Origin of the sequence: Aliidiomarina sanyensis (genome assembly GCF_003987175.1) — a bacterium.
GTDB lineage: Bacteria > Pseudomonadota > Gammaproteobacteria > Enterobacterales > Alteromonadaceae > Aliidiomarina > Aliidiomarina sanyensis.
Genome location: NZ_PIPM01000001.1, coordinates 240,237 through 259,886, shown reverse-complemented (window position 1 = coordinate 259,886; position 19,650 = coordinate 240,237). Strand labels below are relative to the sequence as shown.

18 protein-coding genes and 1 tRNA gene are annotated in these 19,650 nt (G+C 50.1%); 5 read left to right on the top strand and 14 right to left on the bottom strand.

The annotated features are described in order from the left end of the window. Positions 1 to 84 precede the first annotated feature (84 nt). The 7 genes from CWE11_RS01190 to CWE11_RS01160 form a co-directional block, all read right to left on the bottom strand. Entirely contained in the window at positions 85 to 2,028 is a 1,944-nt protein-coding gene (locus CWE11_RS01190) for a DUF945 family protein (protein ID WP_126775774.1), read from the bottom strand. Between the two features lie 85 nt (positions 2,029 to 2,113). Then, positions 2,114 to 2,662 carry a CDP-diacylglycerol--glycerol-3-phosphate 3-phosphatidyltransferase gene (gene pgsA, locus CWE11_RS01185; RefSeq protein ID WP_126775773.1) on the bottom strand — a complete coding sequence of 183 codons (549 nt, stop codon included), beginning with the start codon at positions 2,660 to 2,662 and terminating at the stop codon, positions 2,114 to 2,116. Positions 2,663 to 2,717: 55 nt separating this feature from the next. Next, positions 2,718 to 4,553, bottom strand: coding sequence for an excinuclease ABC subunit UvrC (gene uvrC / locus CWE11_RS01180; RefSeq protein ID WP_126775772.1), 1,836 nt, complete (start codon positions 4,551 to 4,553; stop codon positions 2,718 to 2,720). A 123-nt stretch (positions 4,554 to 4,676) separates the two neighbouring features. Next, entirely contained in the window at positions 4,677 to 5,420 is a 744-nt protein-coding gene (locus CWE11_RS01175; RefSeq protein WP_126775771.1) for a LuxR C-terminal-related transcriptional regulator, read from the bottom strand. A 331-nt stretch (positions 5,421 to 5,751) separates the two neighbouring features. Next, positions 5,752 to 7,149, bottom strand: a complete 1,398-nt coding sequence (locus tag CWE11_RS01170; protein ID WP_198675554.1) for a GTPase/DUF3482 domain-containing protein — start codon at positions 7,147 to 7,149, stop codon at positions 5,752 to 5,754. Beyond that, on the bottom strand, positions 7,139 to 8,455 hold the full coding sequence (locus CWE11_RS01165) for a DUF2868 domain-containing protein (protein ID WP_126775769.1): 1,317 nt from the start codon (positions 8,453 to 8,455) through the stop codon (positions 7,139 to 7,141). The genes CWE11_RS01170 and CWE11_RS01165 overlap by 11 nt, the downstream gene beginning before the upstream one ends. 144 nt (positions 8,456 to 8,599) lie before the next feature. Beyond that, positions 8,600 to 8,691 (bottom strand) — tRNA-Ser (locus CWE11_RS01160). Positions 8,692 to 8,948: 257 nt separating this feature from the next. Between CWE11_RS01160 and CWE11_RS01155 the strand changes: the two genes are divergently transcribed. The 4 genes from CWE11_RS01155 (at position 8,949) to CWE11_RS01140 (ending at position 10,815) form a co-directional block, all read left to right on the top strand. Beyond that, on the top strand, positions 8,949 to 9,614 hold the full coding sequence (locus CWE11_RS01155; protein ID WP_126775768.1) for a Bax inhibitor-1/YccA family protein: 666 nt from the start codon (positions 8,949 to 8,951) through the stop codon (positions 9,612 to 9,614). A 104-nt stretch (positions 9,615 to 9,718) separates the two neighbouring features. Then, on the top strand, positions 9,719 to 10,102 hold the full coding sequence (locus tag CWE11_RS01150; RefSeq protein ID WP_126775767.1) for a DsrE/DsrF/TusD sulfur relay family protein: 384 nt from the start codon (positions 9,719 to 9,721) through the stop codon (positions 10,100 to 10,102). Positions 10,103 to 10,111: 9 nt separating this feature from the next. After that, complete coding sequence (locus CWE11_RS01145) at positions 10,112 to 10,489, top strand: DsrE family protein (protein ID WP_126775766.1); 378 nt, start codon at positions 10,112 to 10,114, stop codon at positions 10,487 to 10,489. Beyond that, entirely contained in the window at positions 10,486 to 10,815 is a 330-nt protein-coding gene (locus tag CWE11_RS01140; protein ID WP_126775765.1) for a TusE/DsrC/DsvC family sulfur relay protein, read from the top strand. Before CWE11_RS01145 ends, CWE11_RS01140 begins: the two co-directional genes overlap by 4 nt. On the opposite strand, the gene serS is transcribed toward CWE11_RS01140, so the two are convergent. From serS to lrp, 7 genes are all read right to left on the bottom strand, one after another. Beyond that, positions 10,812 to 12,104: a serine--tRNA ligase gene (gene serS, locus CWE11_RS01135; RefSeq protein ID WP_126775764.1), complete on the bottom strand. Its 1,293-nt coding sequence runs from the start codon at positions 12,102 to 12,104 to the stop codon at positions 10,812 to 10,814. The genes CWE11_RS01140 and serS overlap by 4 nt on opposite strands. A gap of 32 nt (positions 12,105 to 12,136) precedes the next feature. Then, a complete protein-coding gene (locus CWE11_RS01130) occupies positions 12,137 to 12,616 on the bottom strand; it encodes a fluoride efflux transporter FluC (protein ID WP_126775763.1) in 480 nt (159 codons plus the stop codon). Between the two features lie 15 nt (positions 12,617 to 12,631). Further along, a complete protein-coding gene (gene crcB / locus CWE11_RS01125) occupies positions 12,632 to 13,027 on the bottom strand; it encodes a fluoride efflux transporter CrcB (protein WP_126775762.1) in 396 nt (131 codons plus the stop codon). Beyond that, on the bottom strand, positions 13,020 to 14,363 hold the full coding sequence (locus CWE11_RS01120; RefSeq protein ID WP_241971697.1) for a replication-associated recombination protein A: 1,344 nt from the start codon (positions 14,361 to 14,363) through the stop codon (positions 13,020 to 13,022). Before CWE11_RS01120 ends, crcB begins: the two co-directional genes overlap by 8 nt. A 26-nt stretch (positions 14,364 to 14,389) precedes the next feature. Next, positions 14,390 to 15,058 (bottom strand): outer membrane lipoprotein periplasmic chaperone LolA, encoded by a 669-nt coding sequence (lolA, locus tag CWE11_RS01115; RefSeq protein WP_126775761.1) that lies wholly within the window; start codon positions 15,056 to 15,058, stop codon positions 14,390 to 14,392. Further along, positions 15,055 to 17,634, bottom strand: coding sequence for a DNA translocase FtsK (locus CWE11_RS01110; protein WP_126775760.1), 2,580 nt, complete (start codon positions 17,632 to 17,634; stop codon positions 15,055 to 15,057). Before CWE11_RS01110 ends, lolA begins: the two co-directional genes overlap by 4 nt. Positions 17,635 to 17,790: 156 nt before the next feature. Then, the gene (gene lrp / locus CWE11_RS01105) at positions 17,791 to 18,270 is read right to left on the bottom strand and encodes a leucine-responsive transcriptional regulator Lrp (protein WP_126775759.1); all 480 of its coding nucleotides are present in this window, start codon (positions 18,268 to 18,270) and stop codon (positions 17,791 to 17,793) included. A gap of 194 nt (positions 18,271 to 18,464) precedes the next feature. Here lrp and ald point away from each other — a divergent pair, with 194 nt between their 5' ends. Continuing rightward, complete coding sequence (gene ald / locus CWE11_RS01100) at positions 18,465 to 19,592, top strand: alanine dehydrogenase (RefSeq protein ID WP_126775758.1); 1,128 nt, start codon at positions 18,465 to 18,467, stop codon at positions 19,590 to 19,592. Positions 19,593 to 19,650: the final 58 nt, after the last annotated feature.

Sequence of the window (19,650 nt, the reverse complement as noted above, 5' to 3'; positions counted from 1 at the left end):
AACGGCGCGTGTACATGCGACATAAAAAAACCGCCGTTATCACACACATGCGACTAAGGCGGTTTTTCTAATTGCGTAGATCGTTTATGGATTCATGCCAAGTTCAGAGATAAGCAAGGTCGCACTCCCGGTTCCCGAACTATAATTTCCAACCCATACTGTGTAACGGCCTGAGACTGGATCACTAAAGTGAAGACCTGGATTAAGACCTAATCCCGGCGCATCATCGTTACAAAACCAACGACCATTCGGATCGCGGATAGCCAGTGTCGTGTCATGTGAGGCATCGACGTAGACATATAGGTCAAAATGCCCTGCGGTATAGTCGATAACGATATCAGGTTGCGCCGCGGTAACATAGCCCACACAGTCAGCACCCAAAATCGATTCAAGGGCGTCTTGACCTCCCGCAATCAGGTCTACGCGCACCGGATCGGGGGTAAACCCACTACTCAGGCGTTGCGCAGGCCATAAGGGTTCCTCAAGATGCATGAGGACGTCTGCACTGCGTCCCGGCATGAATCCCGCAAGTGCACTGTCTTGACTCCCGAATCCGAGCAAGGCGCGTGCAGTTTGCTGCGCTTGATCGATAATGCCAAAGTGTGTCGTGAGGTCAACCGGTTCCTCCGCATTGCGAGAGGATAAGCCTGCTTCCAAACGAATTGTCCCCTCGATATGATCGTCTTTTACTTCCACCCATTCTGAGGCTTGCAAAGATTCCAGCAGTTCCGCGAGTTCTAATTGTGCTCTCGCATCAAGCGTTCGCGTTCCCTGCTCATGGTCGACCGCGAGCCGAGTACGAAGTAAAGCTTGCAGGGCGCTGTGCTGAATTCGAACGCGTCCATCAAGCACAAGATGACGCAGAACATCCTCAATTTCAGTGGTTTCAGACCGATTAAATCCATCAAACCCCACATAAAGTGAAACACTGATATCGTCTTTATCGGCAACAGCGATCGTCAGCGGGTCAACCGCTAACTTCGGTCCCTTCTGGAGAATAGTTTCAAGTGCTGCGTAAATCGAATCGTAAGCATCCGCCTCCCCGTCTCCTGCATACATGGCGTCAACGGCCTCGAGCAAAGCGGCATAAGACGATGCATCGACATTCGACAACCGCATCGAAAGCGCCACGGGTCCAGTCTCAAAGGGCAACACTCGGATAGCGTCAAAGTGAAGCGAGGTGAGACTTTCGTATTGTCCGCCACGGACCGCGTCGTCAGAACGTATCGACGCCCCGACGATCTCACCCGCCGTCTCCGTGAATCCGAACACGAGCTTGTCAAAGTTTAATGCTTGCGGGCCGACCCAAAGCGAAGGCGTTACCAAACTTTGGCGCGAAGAAAACTTCAAGCCTGTTAAGTCAATTGAAATATCGTCCGAAGGAATCTCTAGTGCCCAGCGATCGATATTACCGTGCAGCCCTACGCGAGTGATCGCCCGATTCCCTCGCAGCTCGATATTCATACCAAGTAACGTCAGTTGGGCGACTGTCTCACCCCACTCATCCACTACGCGTCCCCGATAATCGGCACTACGAATCGATACAATGGACTCCCCTCTCAGACCTGCAACCAACTCGATGGAAAATAACGGCGTTTTCCCCGGATACTGCGGTAAATACACGCGAGCGGCATCGGGCAACGGAATAGCGACAGTTGCTCGGGCCCGACCAAAGCGATGGGAACCACCGATCCAAGGACCATGCAGAACGCGTTGGTGTCCCCTTAAACGAAGTCCCCCAGCAGCTCCCGATTCCAATCCAAAATCATCGAGCAGCATTAGAAATTCGCGAATTTCTAATGCTTCGCCTTCCATGGGGCGCCACGTTAAGTCATAGACGAGCGTTCCCGAAAACAAGCCACCTTGATATTCGAGTTGTGTAACCATGACATCATCACGTTGGATGAGCGTATCCGCATAGGCGGCTACTTCTTGGCTCAAGGAGCGACTGGTCCAAAAAGAAAACACTAGATAAAGGAGCGCGATGAGAATCAACGCGCTGAGGCCTTTCCGCACATAGCCTGACATAATCCCTCACAAGCAAAAATGCTATTGTTCAAGCAATAGGTAAGATGAAAGAAACGAAGGTTGTAAGTTCTTGCCGCAGCGGGTGTTACGAATCGTGGGTCAAGTCTGCCCAAGCGGCAGTCAGGTACACGTACATCGACCAGAGGGTAAGAATGGCTGCAATATAGATCGCCGCGGTCGCAATGCCAACTACAAATGCATTTGCGCTCCACAATAATCCTGTTAGAGCAACCATTTGGGTGACTGTTTTTACTTTCCCGAGGGTAGAAACGGCAACGCTCTCGCGCTTGCCAATCTCCGCCATCCACTCCCGTAGCGCCGAAATAATCAGCTCACGACTGATGATGATCAAAGCCGGCACCGTAATCCAGAGTGTTCCATAGAATTCCACGACCGCGATCAACGCCGCAGCAACCATAATTTTATCCGCGACGGGATCCAAAAACGCACCAAATTTGGTGTGTTGCTCTAGCTTTCGGGCAATATAACCGTCGAGACCATCAGTAATGGCCGCGAGCACAAAAATAAGCGCAGCGTAGAAGTGTGCATTTTCGTATGGTGAATAAAACACGGCAAGAAACACCGGAATCAACAGAATCCGAAAGGAGGTCAATATATTGGGGATGCTCCACATAGTGTTTTATTCTCGTCTATCGATGCGTTGAAATTCGTGCGCCAGGTTGCATCTGTCATTCATCCCGGAGAGCGTAGTAGATTGTCTCAGCCAATGCGCGGCTGATTCCAGGAACGTTGGCAAGCTGCTCTATAGTAGCGTTTTTTACCTGCTGTAATCCACCCAGATATTTTAATAAATTCTGACGACGTTTTGCGCCCACTGCTGGAATTTCTTCAAGAGTACTTGTTTTTCGCACCTTCGCCCGTCTCTGACGATGCCCAGTAATTGCAAAACGATGTGCCTCATCCCGAATATGTTGGATCAAATGAAGGCCGGGATCGTCCGCCGACAACTGAACTGTCCTTCTGTCAAAGCCAAAAATTAACGTTTCCAAACCCGGTTTTCGACTTTCACCTTTGGCTACCCCAAGCAGAACTGGTGGGTTTGGCCAATCTTGAAAATATGCTTCAGCCTGGGTTAACTGCCCTTTCCCACCATCGATTAATAACACATCCGGCACATTTTCGCGCTCAATTGCATGCTTATAGCGCCGCGTGATCGCTTGCGCCATCGCAGCGTAATCATCCCCGCCCTGAATTCCCTCAATATTAAACCGACGGTATTCAGATTTAATGGGGCCTTCTGGACCGAATACAACGCAGGATGCGACGGTTTTCTCACCCATGGTATGGGAAATATCAAAACACTCTATTCGATTCACCACATCATCGCGTTTAAGCAGTTTGTTCAAGGCGAGCAAACGTGTGTGCATGGTCGATTGCGTTCCAAGCTTGCTTTGCACCGCATTCATCGCATTCTTAGTGGCAAGTGCTCGATACTGAACGCGCTCCCCGCGCTTCGGAGCAAGTACGGTCACTGAACCATCAAGTGCGGCGCGTAATTGGGTCATCAATTGCTTTGGATGCTCAATACAATCAGGCACCACAATTTCCGCGGGCACCCGCTGCCCATGCTGACGATTCAAATAGTATTGAAATAAAAATGATTCAACGATTTCCGCGTCGGACGTGTGTTGCGGAACTTTAGGAAAGTAGCTGCGACTTCCCTGCACTGCATTGTGGCGTACCGATAACAAATGGATACAGGTAAAGCCGGATTCCCGGTAAAGCCCGATCACATCGAGCTCGTGCTGCGTGCCACTCACTGCGTTACGCTCTTGCACAGCACGCAGTGCTGCGATTTGATCTCGAATGCGTGCCGCTTTCTCAAATGCCAACGAACGACTGGCCTCCTCCATTTGTTGCACGAGCTCGTTCAGAACTTGCTGATTTTTTCCATTCAGAAATAGCGTCGCAAGCTTGACCTGCTCTTGATACTCCGCTTCGGAGGGAATTCCAACACATGGCGCCAAACAGCGCTTTAATTGATGCTGTAAACAGGGTCGGCTCCGCGCTCGATAGTAGCTATCATCACATTGCCGAACAGGAAAGAGTTTTTGCAATAAGCGAAGTGACTCGCGGACCGCAAGTCCACTGGGGAACGGCCCAAAATAAGTTCCTTTTTCACGCCGCGTGCCGCGGTGAAACGCTATACGAGGATGTTTGTGATCGGATATCAAAATGTAAGGATAAGATTTGTCGTCTCGGAGCAATACATTGTATCGAGGGCGGTATTTTTTGATAAAGGTATTTTCGAGAATCAGAGCTTCAGCTTCTGAGTTCGTGACCGTTACATCCATGTGAGCGATCTGCTTCACCAGTGCCTTCGTTTTTACCGAATCGACTTGTGCGCGAAAATAGCTTCCAATTCGTTTACGCAGGTCTTTTGCTTTGCCCACATAAATGACCACCTCATTGGCATCATACATACGATACACGCCTGGCTGATGAGTGAGATTCTGAAGGAATTCCTGCGAATCAAAAGCGGGTTCTGAGGAAGTTGCTGTCATAACAAATCGGCGTCTGCTCACCATGGATTACAGTGGTAAGACTACCAGAACGCCCGATTAATGTCTTGCATGATAGCGTCTAGCGTGCGGCCACGCTGATACGCATTGGCCTCGCTTTTGGGTCTATTTCTTCTTTCCGTAGCGAGGCTGTTTCGACTCAGCAACACGCGTTGCTGTCTCACGATCAATCAATGCTTTCGTCCCTTGTGGATAGAGTGCGCATCGCTTCAATAAATCCGGTGACAGAAGCCCATACTCATAGGCAAGGTGCGTCAGTTGCACATCACCTTTTACATTGAGCTTTTGATAGAGCCGATAGCGAAACGTGTTGACCGTTTTGCGTGAGATAAAAAGTCGCTGAGCGATGTCAGGGACAGTAAGCCCTGTCGCAATCAACTGGAAAATTTGAGTTTCTCTGCGGCTCAATCCACTGAACACTGGATTTTGCAAATTGAGGCGATTGTATCGGCGCGTGGCTTCAATCAGAACACGGGGACTGTAGGCTCCACCCATCGTGACGACCCGGACCGCTTTTTCGACTTCATCGAGCCCTGAATGAGAGAACAGAAAACCATCGACGTACTTCTCGGTAAGTTTCAAATCCATGGCATGACTCAAGTTGTCGCAACACGCAATAACCTTTATTCGAGGATGTTCACTTCGGAGACTCCGCGCTAGACTACGAATCGACATCTGTCGGTTGGACTCATCCACCATCAAAATAGGAACGCGCATACTCTGTGCCGCCGCGCTGATTTCCCCTCGGTGTATATGAACACCCTGTACGCTATGTTGTTTTCTTTTTAAGACCGCAAGCAATCCCGCTTGCCGGATTTCTGACCCAAGTGCGAGTATGATTTCACTCATCTTTAATTCCCTGTTTTATCGAGTAAATTATAACCGTTATACCTCCCTCATTAACGGTTTTCTTAATTCACAGAAAACTCATAGTGAGTTCAAGAGCAAATCACATCAAATCTAAACATTATTCGCGAGATTCTCGGGTTGCATGGGTCGATTTGTGTACGCAATTTAATATACTGATAAGGACCAATCCCCCACGAAGTCTGGGTTTGCTTCTATTTGCTGTACGCGATTCGCCCAATGTATTTATGTTTTATTTTCAATCAGTTGAGAATTAGCAGATCCACGCAAAAGAGGAAACAATTGGCTGTAATTTATTCAATAGGTATAACTTTTAGCCCGTTTGCATTGAGTCGAGAACCGCTTTTCCAAACGCATCTATTGCTTGTTGTCGGAGTGGTGAGTCACGGAATTCACTCCCCGGAAGTGCGCTCCATTGCGGATGTTGTCGCGCTTTTTTGCGCAACTTCACAAAGGCTTCCATGGGGAAATGATCACGTAATTCGGCATGAGAAATAGGCTCCAAAGCTGCGTGACCACGTCGTTGCAATGCATAAATCAACGCCAGTTGACGTTTAGCTAACACCTCAATCACACCATCGTCGACTCGCAGCGGCGTATAACCTTGCAACTTATATTGAAGTGGTTGACCAAATTTTTGCCAACTTTGCCAGATTCCTCCCGCCGCCGCACCGATGAGTGTCCCAGCGCCAAGCGAAAAACCGCCTGTCATAACATCAATACTGGCGCCCGCTGCCCCGCCCGCCGCAATACCTTTTCCGGCTTTGACTCCAAAATCACGCAAAGTATCTGGGTCAAACAAGTCTTCCTGCCAAGTACCCGAAGTAACGGAGAGACCTGAAAGTCGTGCATCATCCGGCCGAAAGCCATAAATTTGCAAAATGTGGCGAAGGCATGACTGCTCATGAGCCACTACTTTGCGCTGAAGCTCAAAGGTTGCAGCATCCGTCGCATCGTCGGTGCGATGTTGAACGACAAACTGACAAGCGCTCACGTCCGTAATCAATTCACCGAGCCAACGAATCGCGGCTGCACGTCGCTGCGCCTGCTCCATCGTGCGCTCCGCTATCAGGGTTTTAATGGCTTTTCGTGCCGCAGGAAGCACGGCAACAAGCTGTTCATACACCTGGGTCTCCCCACCCTCCTGAGGTGACACGGTATCGAACGCAACCCAATGATGAAGACCAATCCGGGCGAGTTTCTCGGTCCATACCTGAGCTTGGTGTCCTTCGGCCGCCGTATGATTAAGAACGGGCACGATAGGTTTACCGCACATTTGTAAGATCGCGAGTTCGTCCATAAACTTGGGAAGCACCGGATCTCGGGCGTCTATCACAAAAAATGCAGCATCGCTCACTAACAATTGTTTGAGAACCTTGCTTTCTTGCTCGTAATCACTTTGGGCAATAGGATGATCAAGCAGTGTTTGGATTCGCTCAGGGCCATCATGATGTTTCCCTGACGTTCGATTCGCTTCGAGCCAGGCGTATAATCCCACACCATCCTCTAATCCTGGTGTATCGAACAATGTAAGGAGTGGCTTGCCTTGCGAACTGATGGTTGCGGCGCGCACATCACGCGTGGTCGCAGGGCGCGATGAAATCTGCCCAAAACCAACATCATGGAGTAAAGTTCGCAGCAGAGATGTTTTACCCGTATTGGTGTGCCCGACAACAGCTACTAACAGGGTGCGGCTTTGTTCATATGTCATCGACGTTCTCCAGTACTGTAATCTGCGAGGCATCGAGTGCTTCATGCCAAGCACTTACCCGTTCTTTATCGAGAGGAAACGTCAAATCGACCTGAAGCAGACACACGCGCGCAATTTGGCTTAATATGCGTAAACTTCCACGATCGGGGCTCAGACGACTATCGACCCGCATCCGAACTTTACACTCCAAGCCGGTAGCCAACCTTGATAAAAAAGCGTCACGCGTCTGAGCGCCGTCAATCACGCCCCAATACCGCGTGTCGTTTTGCAGTGATGTCAGATCCGGCTCGTGATCCAACGACACAATGACGTCAGGTTCAAACGTCCGCTCGCATGCACGCCCATGAGCCGCAGCAATCGAATCGGGTGCTGGATCGACCACCGAATGACCCGTAAACTCTAAACGCGGTCGCAATGAAGAGATGCCTGGAGATGTGAGATCGATCGCAAGAACGCGAAGCTGCCACCCAAAAATTCCCCAAAACAGTGCGGCAAAGAACAAACGCGGAATGACGGCATAGAGAGTGATCACGGACAAAAGCCAATATCCTGTCTCACGGATCGTCGCGCTGAATACACCATCTGACCACGCAGGTTCCGGTACGCCGAAACGAGCCGGCAGCCAGGCAAAAAAAGCAATGAGATTGTGAATCGTTGTTTCACTTAAGATGGTTGTTTCCCATACGAAACCATGCGCGCGAAACGCAAAAAACACCAAACACACAAAAAGCCCGACAAGCGCAACCAGACTCCAAAACACATGGGATAGCAGGCTAAAGAGAACCAAGTCCGCCCGTCGCTGCTGTAAGACGTTTAAAAACGCTCGGGCAGCGCGTGTCCGCCCGCTACCGAACGCGCCTCGCGTCAATGGTTCCCAGAAAATTCGCGTGATCCCGCGGGATCGCACATCATCACCGCGCAGAGCGGCTGCAAATAAGATCCCCCAAATCACCAACATAATAAAATTAACGCCCACCAGGGCAAATAGAGCCATCGGTACCTGAACCGCCCCATCGCTGCTAATCGCCGAACTCACCAATCCGAGACCCGTTAAAATACCGAAGCCACACACAAGAATAAGTACCCAGGTGACGGCGCGGATCAAGTGCGCGTAGGCTTCTAGATCCCCAGTTTGAATCGCGAGCAAGCGCGCCCGCTCGGTTACCTTTTCCGTGAAAGTCGGTTGTTTTCGAGCAGGCGCAAGAACAGACTGATCATCGAGTGCGCCCTCTTCAATCTCCCGCAAACGGATGATTTCTGTCACGACAGCAGCACGCAAAGTAAGAGTAGGAGTTTTAGAAACCACGCATCGTCCTGTTTGTCCAAAAATAACTTATGCTTCGATTTACGTTAGCACTGCTTTGCACGAATGACTACGGTTTGACACACACAGCTGTTTTTTTGAGGCGCACAACGAAAAAACCCGCCACGAGGGCGGGTTTTTCAAAATTGGCGGAGAGGGAGGGATTCGAACCCCCGGTAGGGATGAACCTACGCCTGATTTCAAGTCAGGTGCATTAAGCCAGACTCTGCCACCTCTCCGAGCTGTCTTTCCAAGCAGTGCTTGTTAAGAACGAGGCGAATGATAATGATCCCGTTTCCGCTTGTAAAGCAAAAATTGTAACAAACCGGATCGTTTGCTTTAAATTTAGCCGAACACGCTGATTTCATAAGAAAACGGCCGAGAATTCACCGAATTTTATTGAACCTATGCCGGTAGATTGCGGTATAGTAGAACTCTTCGTAAGATTCGTGCTCTAAAACGGACGTAGAGAAGTTAACCAGTGGAGAATAACACCATGAACAATCCGACTATTTCAACAGCGCGTCGTGATTCCGCGCTAGAAACGAACAAGGTCCTACGTAACACCTATTCGCTTTTAGCCATGACCTTGGCGTTCAGCGCTGTTGTCGCCGGTATCACAGGCATGCTGAATCTGCCTCATCCCGGAATTCTAATCACCTTGGTTGGTTTCTACGGCTTACTGTTCGCCGTACACAAAACAGCAAACAGTGCGATGGGCCTTGTGATGGTCTTCGCGCTCACTGGTTTCATGGGCTACACCATCGGGCCAATTCTTAATATGGTCGTAGCCGCAGGTGGTTCAGATATCATTATGTTGGCAATGGGCGGTACCGCTGCGATTTTCTTCGCCCTGTCCGCTTATATCCTTACCACGAAGAAAGATATGTCGTTTTTGGGTGGTATGATGGTCGCAGGCTTTGTGGTGCTTGTCGTCGCATTCATTGCAAACCTATTCCTGCAGCTCCCTGCCCTGCATCTCGCATTGAGTGCGATGTTTATTCTCTTCTCATCGGGTGCAATTCTGATGCAGACTAGCGCGATTGTGAATGGTGGTGAGCGTAACTACATTCTTGCGACCGTTACCTTGTTCGTTTCGCTGTACAACATCTTTATCAGTCTGATTAACCTCCTGATGGCCTTCGCCGGCGGTGATGACTAAGTTTACCGCTCGGTAACACAACGAAGCGCCCCGTGAATGACTTCCCGGGGCGTTTTTGTTTATACTTAACTTCATTATTTAGGTTCTTCGAGGCCGATTGAAATATGTTCTCACGCCCTACTTCAGCACCTCGTTCTTATGTGATGATGCTCTATGCAGGTCCTGATACTCCCGGACCTGGACTGCGGGCCCTCGATGACGCGCACATGCTTCTTGCTGAGGGACATCAAGTGCTTCAAGTATTCTTTTATGGGCCTGGGGTTCTATATGCGCATCGCAACATAGCATTCGCTGACGAGACTCCTAACCTTCAGCGCGCATGGCAAGAACTTGCCGATGCAAACAATGTAACGCTGGTCGCTTGCAGTACGGTCGCCGACCAGTACGGCATGAATCCAGAAGCTGATATTGCGCCCGGTTTTTCTGCTGGAGGCCTTGCGGAGTTTATTGAGCAATTGGCCTCTGCTGACCAATTTAAGCAGTATTGAGGGGGATCGGTGATTACTTTTATTTTTTCCGAGCGTCCGAACCACCCCACGGCAAGGCACGGGCTTGATATGTTGCTCATGGCGATAAGTTTAGAACAAGACGCAAGCGCACTCTATGTGGGTGATGGCGTATGGCAGTTAGTCGAACCGGTCGACGGCCTCGACCCACTCAAGAAAGTAGCATTGCTCAATGACGTGTTCGATTTTGAGAATATCTTCACAACCGAGGCATCACTTATTAATGCCGGATTAAGTCCAAAGCATTTGCATTTGCGTGTGCCTGTCCGCGTGCTGAGCGCGCTTGAAGTGGATGCGCTGATCAATCAAAACTCCCGCCATACAATTCACTTTGGAGTCGACCCACATCACCTTGCAGGATCATCATGATTGAGTTTGAAGGGCGTCAGTACGCGACCGATAAGCATAATTATTTGCTCCATCTTGACGACTGGAGCGAGGAACTCGCGTTACATATCGCAGAACTTGAAAAGATAACAATGACCCCCGCGCATTGGGAAGTCGTGCTGTTTGTCCGTGATTTTTATAAAACCTATGACACCAGTCCAGCAATGCGCGTCTTGGTCAAAGCGGTGGCGAAACGTCTCGGGGAAGAGAAAGGGAACAGCCGTTATCTCTATACACTGTTCCCTAAGGGACCGGCTAAGCAGGCAACTCGGATTGCTGGCCTGCCCAAGCCAGCAAAATGTATTTAGGGGTTCAGCACCTCGACACCTCCCATGTAGGGGCGCAGCGCTTTCGGCACACTAACCGAGCCATCGGCCTGTTGGTTATTCTCCAGAATCGCCACAAGTGTCCGCCCCACGGCCAAACCGGAACCGTTCAATGTATGCAATAATTCTGGTTTTTTTGCGCCCTTGCGACGGAAGCGGGCTTGCATACGGCGCGCTTGGAAATCGCCCATATTTGAACACGAGCTGATTTCACGATAGGTTTTCTGCGCTGGAAGCCACACCTCAAGGTCATAGGTCTTGCAGGCACCAAAGCCCATATCTCCGGTACATAGCAACACTTTCCGATAGGGCAATTCTAGTAATTGCAGCACTTTCTCTGCATGCCCTGTCAGTGCTTCTAAGGCATCCATCGAGTCTTCCGGTTTCACCAGCTGTACTAACTCAACTTTATCGAACTGGTGTTGACGAATTAAGCCCCGAGTATCACGTCCATGAGAACCCGCCTCACTGCGGAAGCACGGCGTGTGAGCCGTTAATTTAATCGGCAACTCAGCTTCATCAAAAATCTCGTCTCGTGCCAGATTGGTCAAGGGCACTTCGGCAGTGGGAATAAGCGAGAGCGCGACAGCATCTTGGCTTTCACCCTCAACATGAAACAGGTCTTTTCCAAATTTCGGCAGCTGTCCTGTTCCGAACAAACTATCGTGATTGACCAAATAGGGCACATAGGTTTCACGATATCCATGTTGCTCCGTATGTAAATCAAGCATAAATTGTGTCAGCGCACGATGCATCCGAGCCACACCTCCGTTCATCACAACGAAACGTGCTCCCGTCAGCTTTGCAGCTTGTTCAAAATCAAGTCCTTTATCTAGCCCTGTCGCTACATCTACATGGTCTAAGGGCTCAAAGTCAAAGGTGCGCGGTGTTCCCCAAGTTAAGATCTCTTGATTCTCTGTTTCATCGGCACCATGTGGCACTGCGGGGTCTGGAATATTAGGAATCCCAGCAATAATCGCTTGCAGCTGTTGCTGAATCTCTTGGAGCTCTGCTTTAGCCGCTTCCAATTGATCACCGAGCGAACCAACTTCAGCCAACAGAGGTGCGATGTCTTCGCCTTTTGCTTTTGCTTGGCCGATCAATTTAGATCGGGAATTCCGCTCACTTTGCAGGGTCTCTGTCCGCACTTGAACATCTTTGCGCTGCGCTTCGAGGGAGCGCAACATTTCGACATCTAACGTAAAACCACGTCGTGCCAGTTGAATGGCGGTTTCGTCTAATCCCTCACGAAAGTGTTTCGCGTCTAGCATGAAAATTCTCTCTTATTTACGAATGCGGTGATCTATTCTGATAACGAAGCTTTGACAAAACGACGACTGGCCACTAGGTAACCAAGCGCTGCAACCAGCACCCCTCCCACCAAGTGTGCCAGCAAAGCGAGCGCGGCCCACAAAGCCGCCGCTTCGGCATACACAGGAACCGGTGATGTAACAAGGACTTTGACCTCGTAGACGAACGCCGAGAATGTTGTGAGTGCGCCAAAAAAGCCCGTTCCAACGCATAAAAAAATGGTTTCCGACGGACTTCCGTTCTGTAACTGAAGTTGTGCGAAACGCGCAACCACATAACCTAAGCCAAAACTGCCTACTATGTTAACGATCAGCGTCGCAAAAGGGAAATATCCTTTGACTTCAATGCGACTTATTTCCCCTGCATCACCATGTATCAATACAGCGACTAACACCCTGAGTAACGCGCCCAATGCGCCACCAAGCATCACCGCCAACGAGAGTTTTAGAAGGTGCTTTAGTTTTCCGTTCACCGGCTTCGCCGTCCATTATCCATAGACCCAAACCCCACCCACGATATAGCCGACGATCAAGGCCAATAACGCGCCGACAAAGCTGCCCAGCATGTAAGCGACCGCCTTTCCCCAATCATGAGGTAACAGCCCGCGTGTTTCCACTGCAAATGTTGAAAAGGTTGTGAAACCACCAATAAAACCAAGCTCTAACCATATATATGAGGAACGCGCGTACATCCCGTCAGAACCCAAAGCGCCAATCCAGACCAAACCAACGCCGAGAAGGAAGCATCCCACGATATTTACGGTGAAGGTTGCAGGAATCGATGAACCCCAGCGCCATGCGCTAAAACGACTTAACCAAAACCGCATTAATGCCCCACCCGCGCCGCCGAGTGCTACCCACAACCACAACCAGACTTCAGTCATTCGATGACTCCTGAGCGTCGTTCCAGCGTTGCCAATTACTCTGGGCGTCGAGACTACGAAGCCGCTCGAGCTTTTCCCTGATCTTACCCTCTAATCCACGCTCCGACGGCTGGTAATACTGTGCATTGGCAAGTTCCGGTGGCAAGTACGATTCACCCGCAACATATGCATTTGGATGATCATGTGCATATTGATACTCAGCGCCAAACCCTTCTTGCTTATGCACTTGAGTCGGGGCATTTCGCAGATGTTCAGGAACCGGGTAAGATGGGCCGTTCGTGGCCAATTCAAGCATTTGATTGAATGCTGAGTAAACCGCGTTGCTTTTTGCCGCACTGGCACAATAAAGGGTTGCTTGGGCAATGGCTCGTTCACCTTCGGCAGGACCAACGCGATGAAAGGTATCCCATGCGTTAAGCGCTAACTGCAGTGCTCGAGGATCTGCATTTCCAATATCTTCAGATGCAATGGCAAGCAATCGGCGCGCAACAATCAATGGATCCCCACCACCGGCAAGAATTCGACAATACCAGTACAGTGCACCATCCGGCGAGGAGCCGCGCACCGACTTATGAAATGCAGAGAGTAAATCGTAGTAAAGATCGCCCTGCCGATCGAACTGTACACCTTTCTCTCCAACAATATCCGCAAGCGTTTCTGCATCAAGCGGCGTGTTAGGCTGTGCAAAATCCGCCGCGATTTCGAGGTAATTTAGGAGTCGCCGCGCGTCTCCACTCGCCGCCCGCAGTAAATAGGTTCTGCCGGCTTCATTGAAGGAAATTTCGCGCGCGCCAAGCCCTCGCTCTGAATCCGTTAATGCACGTTGGAAGACTTTTTCTAACTCTGTCTCCGTCAATGTCGTTAAACGATAGACCCGAGCCCGACTTAGAAGTGCGTTGTTGAGCGCAAAGCCTGGATTTTCTGTTGTAGCTCCAATAAACAAAATGGTCCCATCTTCAACATGGGGCAAGAACGCATCTTGTTGGCTTTTATTGAAGCGGTGCACTTCATCTACAAAGAGAATGGTCCGTTGCACGGCACGTCGCTGTTTTGCTTCTTCAATGGCGAGACGAATATCTTTTACGCCTGACGTCACCGCGGAAATCCGAGCAACATAAGCATCTGCTGCATGTGCCATCAATTCGGCCAGCGTGGTCTTTCCCGTTCCGGGCGGCCCCCATAGTATCATCGAATGAAGATGGCCCTGTTCAATCGCTTTGCGTAACGGTTTACCTTCGCCCAGAATATGGCTCTGACCGATATATTCAGAAATAGAACGGGGGCGCATACGTGCGGCAAGTGGCATGCCGTCTGTAAATGCGTCCCCGTTATTCATTAAATCAAATTGTTGCACGCGTTTATTTAATCTCGTTGATCGTCGATATCTACGCCTTCAGGAACATCAAAGTGGAAAGACTGAGGAGCTACTGCTTGGTTTTTATAAACATCGGCTAACGCGAATTCGCTCCGCTGTCCTTGTCCGTCATCCAAGATCAATCGACTCAGTGTTTGAGCATCATCCTGTGCGAATTCCAAATGTAAGGTCGCAGCAATCCCAGCACTCTCCGTCTCTCGCACAGTCCAGCGATCATCTGCGTAACTCACGTGAAATGTGGACCAGTTATCCGACTGCGCATCGAGTAGCAAAAGCAATGGGTTTGCTTGCATGGCGTCTGTTTGATTAAACAAAGAGACTTGCTCAATAAATGGATTGTAGTACCACAACGTTTGCCCATCTGCGATCAGCAACGACTCATCGGGTGCATCCGTCTCCCAACGAAGACGCGCGGGGCGTTCTAGTACAAAGCGTCCACTTCCCTCTTGTAGCAGCTCATGACCATCGTACACCCGCTGCGAAAAGTTACCTTGCAGCGTCTGAAGGTCCGCAAGTTTGTCTTGTAGCTGCTGCTTTGCAGTTTGAGCTTCTGTTGTCTCAATGCCCGTATCCGCTGAAACGAGAAACGGCAAGGTGCCCATCATGCAGAGAAATGATGCAATAGAACGTTGATGAGACAAAAACTTAAATGTCATAAATCCCTCGGTGCTTTCGGTGCAATAACTTCGCGAGCACCATTGTGGCCCGCAGCAGATACGACACCAGAATGTTCCATTTGTTCGACGATACGGGCTGCTCGGTTGTAACCGATCCGAAACTTTCGTTGCACGCTCGAAACCGACACGCGGCGTGTCTCAGTGACAAATGCGACCGCTTCGTCATAAAGCGGATCGGATTCCCCGTCATCATCACTGCTTTCGCCAGGCAACAGGCTATCTTCGCCACTATCACCACTCAAAATCTCGTCGATGTAGTTTGGCCGGCCCCGTTGTTTCCAGTCGGCAACAACCGCGTGGACTTCATGGTCATCGACAAAGGCGCCGTGGACACGCACCGGAACCCCAGAGCCAGGCGGCATATACAACATATCCCCTTGCCCTAATAAGTGCTCTGCTCCGCTTTGGTCCAAAATGGTTCGCGAATCAATTTTCGATGAAACCTGGAACGATATCCGTGTTGGGATGTTCGCTTTAATCAGCCCTGTAATCACGTCTACGGATGGGCGTTGCGTGGCCAAAATCAAATGAATTCCAGCCGCACGCGCTTTTTGTGCGATGCGAGCAATCAATTCTTCGACTTTTTTGCCAACGATCATCATCATATCGGCAAGTTCATCGACTACAACGACAATATAGGGAAGTTTTTCAAGCTCGGGTGGCCGCTCATCCATGGAATCGCCCGGCTTCCAAATAGGATCCCGTAAAGGTTCACCGCTGGCCGCTGCTTCTTCTACCTTCTGGTTATATCCCTTGAGATTACGTACCCCCAAAGCGGACATGAGCTTGTACCGACGCTCCATCTCTCCAACACACCAACGAAGTGCATTAGCAGCATCTTTCATATCGGTAACCACCTCGGTAAGAAGGTGAGGAATTCCGTCGTACACAGAGAGTTCCAACATCTTCGGATCAATCATAATCATACGGACGTCCTCAGGCTGTGATTTATACAGCATACTGAGAATCATCACGTTGATTCCGACTGACTTACCTGAGCCGGTGGTCCCCGCGACCAACAAATGTGGCATCTTCGCTAAATCGACCGTGACCGGTTTGCCTGCAATATCTTTCCCAAGAACCATCGACAAAGGCGAGCCTGATTTACTGAAGCTCTCGCTCTCGATCACTTCACTTAAGCGCACAATCTCACGATTTCGATTTGGCAGCTCTAGGCCCACATAAGATTTTCCAGGAATGACCTCAACCACACGCACCGCGATCGCAGACAGCGACCGTGCAATGTCCTTCGACAAATTGGAGATCTTGCTGACCTTCACACCTGGAGCGAGATCCAACTCAAATCGCGTGACCACAGGACCTGGTTGAACACCTGCTACCTGCACTTCCACCCCGAAATCTTTAAGCACCGATTCAACGGTACGACTTACTTGGTCAAGTTCTTCTTGAGAGATAGGGTTCGAAGTGCGATTTGCCCGATCCAGCAACTCCAGAGATGGGAGTTGGGAAACCCATTGCGCCCCACTGCCCTGCATTGGATTGCCAGAAGTTGGCTTTTGCGCTGGCTTGGGGGTTGGCTTCGGGCTACTTTTTACGGGTTTTGGATCCGGTGTAAACGGGAGATCATCATCGGCATCCTCCGAATCAAAGTCCGCCCACAATGCATCTTCGTCAACCACGGGCTCCGCGCGGGTGTTAATGGATGGCAAATCATCCGGCTCTCCTGCGGTTCGCCCCAATGGCAGGTCGTCCCAACTATCGACATCGTCGTCAGTTGCTTCCGAGCGTTCTGCTTTCGCTTCTTTGCTCTTACTTAAGAAAAACAGGCCTGCGATTCCGCTGCCTAGCCGCGCCCAGAAACCCGGTTGATCGTTTTGCGATGAACGCGTTGTTCGCTCCGAATTTGTGTGCGTTGGGAATACGTCATCGTCATCATCATCGTCTTCGACTTTTCGACGACTCACCGCCTTGCTCGGGCTGGATTTCTTGCTTGTTGGGTGGTTCTTGCGCTGAAACAATCCAAGGAGCGCCGTACCAAGCCAACTCAAGCCTTTAATCACGTATTCACCGATCGCGTCGATCAAGGTAAACCACGACAAACCCGTGACTAACGTAATTCCAGTGAGAACAAACGTCAGCAGTATAAGAGTGGTCCCGATGAGACTAAAATATGGCAGCATCGCATCGGTCACTACGTCCCCAACCAAGCCGCCGGCCGAGTGATACTCGACTCCAGACAGATTGAGCGTCGCTAAGCCTGTGGAGCCCACCAGAAACAACAGTACGCCAATCAAACGAAGCCCAAGACTCAAATAATCGAGACTCAGCAACTGGCGTGGTCGGTGGAACATCACATATCCAAATCCCGCAACCACAAACGGAACGCTGTACGCCATAACGCCGAGCGCAAAAAGGAGGATGTCAGCGAACCAAGCGCCAATCGCGCCGGCCGCATTTTGTATATCTTGGGTATGTCCGGTTTGTGACCAGCCCGGGTCGGCGGGGCTATGGGTCAATAGTGCGGTGAGTAAAAATATAGCCACAGCACCACACAAGATGAGACCGGTTTCCAGTAATCGCTGTACGCCTGTCATAACGCTCCGTTTCTCGTTGTCATTTTCATTATAGTTAGAATAAGTAGAACAAGAGTGCGTCCTTTTTAACCCATAGGTCTAGCTAAGACCGAGTGGATTTCCGCGAATTTTACGATAGCGCGCTTCGTGCTGATTGTAACGAATATAATGGATAAATCAGCCCTTGATCACGACTTTATTTTCCTGTTTTACCGCTTCCATCACCACATACGTACGAGATTCATTCACTCCGGGCATGTTCAGCAAGGTTTCACCGAGCAATTTTCGATAAGCTGCCATGTCAGCAACTCGCGCCTTCAGTAAGAAATCAAAATCCCCAGACACCAAGTGGCATTCCAAAATTTCATCCGTCTTTCGGGCTGCGTCACTGAATTCGGCAAATACATCTGAGGACGTTTTACTCAACGTAATTTCCACGAACACAAGCAGCGGTGTTCCGAGTTTATCCGGGTCGATCCGAGCATGGTAGCTTAGGATCACGCCCTCTCGCTCGAGTTTTCGAACCCGCTCGAGACACGGCGTAGGACTCAAGCCAACTGCCTTGGCCAGTGCAACGTTCGATATCCGCCCCTGATCTTGCAAAATCCTCAGAATTTTCCGATCAATTCGATCAATAGTGATCTTTTCTTTATTCATAGTCCCACAAAGCGTTTTATGCTGTTATTAGACATTCTAGCAGATTTATTATCTTTTTATAGCCCATAAAAAAGTAGGTCACGCCAGATTGACCTACGATATACTTTGCGCAACTTTTACCTTGGCTGAGCAACATCGTCTAAACTCACAAAAGCTCTGCCAAAGCCATTTTTAAATATGAGGCGCTTCGTATTATGTTGATTGGTGTTCCTAAAGAAATTAAGAATCACGAGTATCGCATTGGTTTATCTCCAGCCGCAGTACAAGAGTATGTCAACCGTGGTCACGACGTCATGGTACAGCGCGATGGTGGGACCGCGATCGGATTTACCAATGAAGACTACGAGGCAGCCGGTGCGCGTATTGTTGACTCACCCGAAGAAATCTTTGCTTCTGCCGACATGATTGTGAAGGTCAAGGAACCTCAGCCGAATGAATGTAAAATGCTTCGGGAAGGTCAAATCCTCTACACCTACTTGCACCTCGCACCGGACCCTGAGCAAACGCGTTTGCTTGCCGAGGCAGGCGTGACAGCAATTGCTTATGAGACGGTAACCGATAATCGGGGAGGTCTCCCACTACTTGCCCCCATGAGCGAAGTGGCCGGACGAATGTCAATTCAAGCGGGTGCTCATCACCTTGAAAAAGTAAATGGCGGCTCCGGTACCCTGCTTGGCGGTGTCCCAGGTGTTGCTCCGGGTAAAGTTCTGATCATCGGCGGTGGTGTTGTGGGCACACAAGCTGCGAAAATGGCGGTCGGTATGGGAGCTGAAGTAACGCTCCTCGATCGGTCACTGGTTCGCTTGCGTGAGCTCGACGATATCTTTATGGGCCGTGTAAAACTTGTGTACTCAACCGCACAAGCCATTGAGCAGTACTCACAGCAGGCAGATTTAGTCGTTGGCGCGGTATTAATTCCAGGTGCTGCTGCACCGAAACTGCTTACCCGCGAACACATTAAGAACATGAAGCCCGGCTCGGTTTTGGTCGATGTTGCAATTGACCAAGGCGGTTGTTTTGAAACATCAAAAGCAACGACGCACCAAGATCCCACCTACATCGTCGATGACGTTGTCCACTACTGCGTAGCCAACATGCCAGGTGGTGTTGCACGGACCTCAACCATTGCTTTGAATAACGCAACGTTACCATATGGTTTGGCACTTGCGGACAAAGGTCTTGAAGCGCTTGCCCAAGATGCAAATCTGCGAAATGGTCTGAACATGCACAGAGGCTACATTACCTATAAAGCAGTCCATGATGATTTGGGCGCGCAACTTGGTCTTGATTACCTCGAGCCATTGGCTGCAATTAAAATCTAAATTCGTTCGTAATTCCTTACAGCAGTCCGCTGAAAGATCAAAGAGCCGGTTCGCCCGG